Origin of the sequence: uncultured Sphingomonas sp. (assembly GCF_913778135.1) — a bacterium.
GTDB lineage: Bacteria > Pseudomonadota > Alphaproteobacteria > Sphingomonadales > Sphingomonadaceae > Sphingomonas.
The window spans coordinates 1-5,725 of sequence record NZ_CAJYVU010000005.1 but is presented as its reverse complement, the minus strand read 5'-3'; the positions used below and the strand labels follow the sequence as shown (position 1 = coordinate 5,725).

General features: G+C 67.8%; 5 protein-coding genes. 3 read left to right on the top strand and 2 right to left on the bottom strand.

From position 1 onward, the window contains the following. Positions 1 to 62 precede the first annotated feature (62 nt). The 3 genes from edd to eda are packed head-to-tail and all read left to right on the top strand — an operon-like array spanning position 63 to position 3,438. Positions 63 to 1,874, top strand: a complete 1,812-nt coding sequence (edd, locus tag QZ847_RS00400; RefSeq protein WP_294352045.1) for a phosphogluconate dehydratase — start codon at positions 63 to 65, stop codon at positions 1,872 to 1,874. Continuing rightward, positions 1,871 to 2,839 carry a glucokinase gene (gene glk, locus QZ847_RS00395; RefSeq protein WP_294352043.1) on the top strand — a complete coding sequence of 323 codons (969 nt, stop codon included), beginning with the start codon at positions 1,871 to 1,873 and terminating at the stop codon, positions 2,837 to 2,839. Before edd ends, glk begins: the two co-directional genes overlap by 4 nt. Further along, positions 2,836 to 3,438, top strand: coding sequence for a bifunctional 4-hydroxy-2-oxoglutarate aldolase/2-dehydro-3-deoxy-phosphogluconate aldolase (gene eda / locus QZ847_RS00390; protein WP_294192634.1), 603 nt, complete (start codon positions 2,836 to 2,838; stop codon positions 3,436 to 3,438). Before glk ends, eda begins: the two co-directional genes overlap by 4 nt. 12 nt (positions 3,439 to 3,450) lie before the next feature. On the opposite strand, the gene QZ847_RS00385 is transcribed toward eda, so the two are convergent. Further along, complete coding sequence (locus QZ847_RS00385) at positions 3,451 to 4,452, bottom strand: serine hydrolase (RefSeq protein ID WP_294352041.1); 1,002 nt, start codon at positions 4,450 to 4,452, stop codon at positions 3,451 to 3,453. 312 nt (positions 4,453 to 4,764) lie between these two features. Continuing rightward, positions 4,765 to 5,725, bottom strand: a 961-nt coding sequence (mltG, locus tag QZ847_RS00380) for an endolytic transglycosylase MltG (protein ID WP_294352038.1), incomplete at its 5' end; no start/stop codon positions are given.

The window sequence follows — 5,725 nt, the reverse complement described above, 5'->3', positions numbered from 1 at the left end:
CCTGACGCCCTGAGCGACTAGAAGCGCCCTTCGACCAGCTCAGGGCAGATGGAAAGTTTCGCATGAACCCCGCCGTACAGGCTGTCACCGATCGCATCATCGCGCGCTCGCAGCCGACCCGTCGCGCCTATCTCAACCTGATCGAGCGCGAGCGCGACACCTGGATCGGCCGTCCGCGGCTCGGCTGCGCCAATCTCGCGCACGCTTATGCCGGCACGCCTGAGGACCGCGCCGCGATGCGCGACGGCGCGGGGATGAACATCGGCATCGTCACCTCGTACAACGACATGTTGTCGGCGCACGCGGTCTATTACCGCTATCCCGAACAGATGAAGGTCTGGGCGCGCGAGGTCGGCGCGACCGCGCAGGTCGCAGGCGGCGTGCCCGCGATGTGCGACGGGGTGACGCAAGGGTATCCCGGCATGGAGCTGTCGCTGTTCAGCCGCGACACGATCGCGCTGTCGACCGCGATCGCCTTGTCACACGGCACGTTCGAGGGCGCGGCGCTGCTCGGCATCTGCGACAAGATCGTGCCGGGCTTGCTGATGGGGGCGCTGCGTTTCGGACACCTGCCGATGGTGATGGTACCGGGCGGCCCGATGCCCTCTGGCCTGCCGAATAAGGAAAAGGCCGCGGTGCGCGAGCGCTTTGCGGTCGGCGAGGCGGGGCGCGAGGAATTGCTGGAGGCGGAGATCGGCGCCTATCACAGCCAGGGCACGTGCACCTTCTATGGTACCGCCAACACCAATCAGATGATGATGGAGGTCATGGGCCTCCACATGCCCGGCGCCGCCTTCGTCAATCCCGGCACCAAACTCCGGCAGGCGCTGACCCGCGCGGCGGTGCACCGCCTCGCCGGGATCGGCACGTCGGGTCAGGACTACCGCCCCCTGGGACTCTGCGTCGACGAGAAGGCGATCGTGAACGCCGCGGTCGGCCTGCTCGCAACCGGCGGGTCGACCAACCACCTGCTTCACGTCCCTGCGATCGCGCGTGCGGCGGGGATCATCATCGACTGGGAGGATTTCGACCGGCTGTCGGCCGCGGTTCCCTTGCTGGCGCGCGTCTATCCGAACGGCTCCGCCGACGTGAACGCGTTCGAGGCGGCGGGCGGCATGCCCTATGTCATCGGCGAACTGCTTTCGAGCGGGCACCTTCACCGCGACATCATGACGGTCGCGGGCGACGACCTGTCGACCTACGCGAACAAGCCGGTGCTCGACGGCGACGCGCTCGCCTGGGCACCGCCGGGTGCGAGCGGCGACGAGACGATCCTGCGCCCCGCTGCTGCACCCTTCTCGCCCGACGGTGGGATGCGCATCCTTCAAGGCAATGTCGGCCGCGCCTGCATCAAGGTGTCGGCGGTCGAGCGCGAGCGCTGGATCGTCGAGGCGCCCGCGCGCGTGTTCGACGATCAGCTCGACGTGATCGACGCGTTCAAGGCGGGCGAGCTCGACCGCGACGTGGTCGTCGTGGTCCGCTTCCAGGGTCCGCGCGCCAACGGCATGCCCGAGTTGCACAAGCTGACCCCGCCGCTCGGCGTGCTTCAAAACCGCGGGTTCAAGGTCGCGCTCGTCACCGATGGCCGCATGTCGGGGGCGAGCGGCAAGGTGCCGTGCGCAATCCACGTCAGCCCGGAGGCGCTCGGAGGAGGAAACATCGGCCTCATCCGCGACGGTGACATGGTGCGTGTCGACGCGGTCGCGGGCACGCTCGACATGCTGGTCGAGGCGGATACGCTGAATGCGCGCGAGCGGCCCACCCAGCCCCCCGCGCCGTCGGGCATGGGACGCGAGCTGTTCGGCATGTTCCGTGGACAGGCCGACGAGGCGGAAAAGGGAGCGAGTGCGATGCTGGCGGGAGCAATGCTGTGACGGAGATCGTGACTGCCGACATCGGCGGCACCAACGCGCGCTTCGCGATCGCAGAGGTCGAGGGCGGCAGGGTCGTGTCGCTGGGCGATCCGGTGACGTTGCGCACCGCCGATCACGCCAGCCTTCAAACTGCGTGGCAGGCCTTCGCCGCGACGCTCGGCCGACCGATGCCGCGCGCGGCGGCGCTGTCAGTCGCCTCGCCCATAACCGGCGACGTGATCCGCATGACCAACAATCCGTGGGTCATCCGACCGTCGCTGATTCCGGAGCGGCTGGGCGCAGACGTTTACACGATCATCAACGATTTTGGGGCAGTCGGCCACGCGGTCGGGCAGTTGCCCGAGATCGATTTCGAGCATCTGTGCGGCCCCGACGTGCCGCTGCCCGTCGAGGGAGTGACCACCGTCTGCGGACCCGGCACCGGTCTGGGCGTTGCACAAGTGTTCAAGACGGCGGGCCGCTATCTCGTGCTGCCGACGGAGGGCGGGCACATGGACTATGCCCCGCTCGACGGGATCGAGGATGCGATCCTCAAGCGACTGCGCCGAACCTTCACGCGCGTGTCGACCGAGCGGATTGTCGCGGGTCCCGGCATCGTCGCGATCTACGAGACGCTCGCGAGCCTCGAGGGCCGCGCGATTCGCGAACGCACCGACAAGGAAATCTGGACCGACGCGCTCGACGGCGACGACTCGCTCGCGCTCGCCGCGCTCGACCGCTTCTGCCTGGCGCTCGGCGCGGTCGCGGGTGACCTGGCACTCGCGCACGGCGCTAAGGGCGTCGTGATCGCAGGCGGACTGGGGCTGCGCATCAAGGACAAGCTGCTCCGCTCCGGCTTCGACCAGCGTTTCGTCGCCAAGGGTCGCTTCCAGCAGTTGATGGCCGCGATTCCGGTCAAGCTCATCACCCATCCCCAGCCCGGCCTTTTCGGCGCCGCGGCCGCCTTCGCGCAGGAGCACACATGAACATTCAGGACATCATGCAGACTGCGCCGGTGATCCCGGTGCTGGTGATCCACGACGCCGCGCAGGCGCGTCCGCTCGCCGAGGCGCTGGTCGCGGGCGGCCTGCGCGTGCTTGAGGTGACGCTGCGCACCCCCGCCGCGCTCGACGCGATCCGCGAGATGAAGCAGGTGCCGCGCGCGATCGTCGGCGCGGGCACGGTCGTGTCGCCCGACCAGTTCGACCAGGCGGTCGACGCCGGCGCAGAGTTCATCGTCTCGCCGGGGCTGTCACACCGGCTAAGCGAGCGGATCATCGACAGCAAGCTGCCCTATCTGCCCGGCGTCGCGACCGCGGGCGACATCATGCGCGGGCTTGACCTCGGCCTCACCCACTTCAAGTTCTTTCCGGCCGAGACCTCGGGGGGCGTCAAGGCATTGAAGGCGCTCGCCGCACCTTTTTACCAGTGCAAATTCTGCCCGACCGGCGGGATCAGCGCGAAGAACGCGCCCGACTGGCTGGCACTCGATCCCGTGCTCTGCGTCGGCGGCAGCTGGGTGACCGAAGGCACGATGCCGGAGGTTACCGAGCGCGCGAAGAAGGCGGCGGCGCTGAAAGGCTGACGCGACTGCCGCTTAGCGGGCGGCGTTCGCAACGATCGCGCGGGTGACGTTGCCCATCAACCGCATTCGCGCGGGGATCGGCTCGCGCGTGCTGGCGATCATGACCGCGACTGCGTAGCGGTGACCATCGGGCGCGACGAGCAGCCCGACATCATTGTAGCCGGTCGACCAATTGTTCAGGTCCTGCCCCAACCCGGTCTTGTGCGCCAGCGTCCAGCCGGGTCGCAGGCCTGACTTCAACCGCAGCGGCCCGGTCCTGCTCGACCGCATCAGCGTCAGCAGCGACGCGGTCGAGCGCGGCTTGAGCAACTTGCCTTCTGCCAGCAGCGACAATCCGAGGGTCACGCCGTTCGCCGATGCGCCGTCCATCGGTGCTGCCAGATAGCGCCGCAGCGCCCTAGCACGCGCTTCGTACGTCATCGCCGCGCGAGCCTGCAGGAAACCCCAGCCGCCGGCCCATTCGGGTCGCCATTCCAGCCCTGCGGTGCGCGCCTGCAACTTGCGCTCGCCGGGGCCGAATTTGACCCCGTCGACGCCCTTCTCGCGCAGCATGCGGTTGATTGCGGCCGGTCCGCCAACCTTCCATAGCAGCACGTCGTTGCAGGTATTGTCGCTGCGCGTCATCGCACCGCGTAGCAGCGCTCCGATCGTCGTCGTGTACCCATCCTTGCCGACCAGCGCGCGTATGGGCTGGTGAAATAGGGTCAGGTCCGATCGCCTGACGGTTACCCGATCAGAAAGCGACAGCCGGCCGTGATCGACGGCATCCATCACCGCGATGGCGACCCACAATTTGCTGACGCTCTGCTGCGGACGGGCGCGGTCACCTTCCCACGCGACAACCCAGCCTTCGTTGATGTCGCGGACGCTGATACCCACTTCGCCGTTGAAGCCGCGACCTAGCGCCTGCACTGCGTTGACGAGACGGGCAGAAGGCTGCGCGCGCGATAGAGACCGGATGGGGAGCGGCAGCGGCGAGACAGGTGCGCGCTTGGACGGGACTGACTGCACCATGATCGGCACTGCTGCAACGTGTGCGGCGGGCGGACGGCCAGCGGGGACACAGGCGGATAGAATGGTCGTGCCGGCAACGAGGGCGGCACAGCGAAACGGCAGGTTTAACGGCAACGATGCTTCCCTTTTGCCGCCTTCTACCGGCCCAGTGCGTGCGCGGCACCCTTGCTCGCCGTGTGAGAGGCTCGGTTCGACGCGCCAAGCGCTCAGCGGTGCAAGATCAGATATTTAGCAGAGAAGCTTGCGATCGGTCGTTATCAGGCAACTCACTTGACGAGATGCTTGGAAGTACATGTTCCGAAGCGCGCGTGATTACATCTCGCCGCGAGCGCGACGGATCGCGTACCACTTCTTCACGTTCGCGTTGTGCTCGGCCAACGTGTCGGCGAAGACGTGCCCGCCGGTGCCGTCCGCCACAAAGTACAGCGCCTTGGTCTGCGCCGGGTCAAGCACCGCGTCGATCGACAGCCGCCCCGGATTGGCGATCGGCCCGACCGGCAGCCCGGGTGACGCGTAGGTGTTGTAGCCGTTCTTCGCGCGCAGTTCAGATTGGCGGATACGCCGGCCGAGCGGGCGTCCCTTCGTGATCGGGTAGATGACGGTCGGATCGGCCTGCAACGGCATGCCGATGCGCAGGCGGTTGGAATAGACGGCGGCGACCATCCGTCGTTCCGACGGCTTGCCCGTCTCCTTCTCCACCACCGAGGCAAGGATCACCGCCTGCTCGGGCGTCTTCGCGACGGTCGTGGGTCGCCGCTTGGCCCAAGCCTGCGCCACGTAGCGTTTCATCGCCGTCTGCATTCGCGCCAGTACCGCCGCGCGAGTTTCGTCGCGCTCGAACGAATAACCGTCCGGCAGCACCGATCCTTCGGCGGGCACGCCGACGCTGCCGGTCAGCGCAGGCGCCGACATCAGCTTGTCGCGTACCATCACCGATGGCAGCCCTTCCGGGATCACGACCAGCCGCTGCACCGCCTTACCGCCCTGCAAGATCGACAGGATCGTCGACTCGCTCGCACCCGCAGGGATCGCGAACTCGCCCGCCTTGACCGATCCCGAACCGCCGAACAACCGCGCGCGTAGTCGGAAGCGCGAGGCCGAGCGGATCGCCCCCGCCTTCTCCAGCTGCTCGGCCGCACTCGCCAGGCTTGAGCCCTGCACGATCTCGACGTTCATCGGCTTGGCGGCCGGGCCGCTGCCCGACCAGCCGAGCAGCACCCACGCGCCCGCCACGATGATAGCCAGCCCGGCCATCAGCGCCAGACAACCGGGA

What these genes read in the sequence shown, in the direction of transcription:
- edd (WP_294352045.1), top strand. Translation starts at nt 63, where the DNA reads ATGAACCCCGCCGTACAGGCTGTCACCGATCGCATCATCGCGCGCTCG.
- eda (WP_294192634.1), top strand. Translation starts at nt 2,836, where the DNA reads ATGAACATTCAGGACATCATGCAGACTGCGCCGGTGATCCCGGTGCTG.
- QZ847_RS00385 (WP_294352041.1), bottom strand. Translation starts at nt 4,452, where the DNA reads ATGGTGCAGTCAGTCCCGTCCAAGCGCGCACCTGTCTCGCCGCTGCCG.